This window comes from Spiroplasma sp. hy2, assembly GCF_044714365.1.
Classification (GTDB): Bacteria; Bacillota_I; Bacilli_A; order Mycoplasmatales; family Mycoplasmataceae; genus Spiroplasma; species Spiroplasma phoeniceum.
Genome location: NZ_RXFZ02000268.1, coordinates 1 through 973, shown reverse-complemented (window position 1 = coordinate 973; position 973 = coordinate 1). Strand labels below are relative to the sequence as shown.

Sequence of the window (973 nt, the reverse complement as noted above, 5' to 3'; positions counted from 1 at the left end):
TWATTTCTTTTTTTAAATTCTTTTGTTTCTTTAAAACTAGATAAATTTTTAACTATTTTATTGTGTTCTAAAAATTCATTATTATTTATCTTTTTTAAGTGGGTTAATTTATTAATAGTTTGTGGCATAAAAACACGCCCTTTCTATACATAATTATTATATAATATATTATAAATAATACAAGTATTATAAATATTATTTATTAAAAAAGTAAACATTTATTATTTATAATAAATAGTATTATAAATAATACAAGTATTATAAATATTATTTATAATAATAAAAATATAATTAACATTTTATTACCATTTACCCACGAAAATAACGTTCGATGCGCCACAGACAACGATAACAAAACAAGCAACAAAAAACCCTTATTTTATAAGGGTTTTAAATAGGGGACTAAGTTAAATTATTCGGTTTAAATTGATCTAAATATTTCACAAGAATACTAATCAATTGCTTATCTTTTTGTAGTAAGCCTTTAATAATTTCACTAGCATTGCGAGTATTTAATTCATTTAGTTTATTTTCAAAATACTCAAATTGCCGTTCTGTATTTGGAACATAATATTGATAAAACAAATTTTTAATATATGTTTTTTGTTTTTATGTAATTTGATTTTTACCATTTCGATAATATCGCCACAAATAATAAAATTGATTATCCTCATATTTTAGAGAAATGATAACATTTCAATTTAAGTCAAACATTAAATATCACTCCTATATTTTTATTATACTTTGTTGTTTCATATTTCGTAGGTGTTTAGTTCTTGTCAAGCATAGTTATTGATTTTATTTTTTATAATCAATATTTTGTTTTGGTATAGTAATGGTATTTATTTTGGTTTTCTATTGGAAGAAAATGGATAATAAAAATAGGTTATTTGCCAAATAGCAAAAATGATATGATGAAGACCATATCTTAGGTTTGTTTATTCGTTGTCTTGCTACTCGGTGGTTTTAKKTK

The 973-nt window shown here is 21.4% G+C and carries 1 protein-coding gene; it reads right to left on the bottom strand.

The annotated features are described in order from the left end of the window. Nucleotides 1-402: 402 nt before the first annotated feature. Entirely contained in the window at nt 403-585 is a 183-nt protein-coding gene (locus EHV01_RS05965; protein ID WP_422066662.1) for a hypothetical protein, read from the bottom strand. Between the last annotated feature and the right edge of the window lie 388 nt (nt 586-973).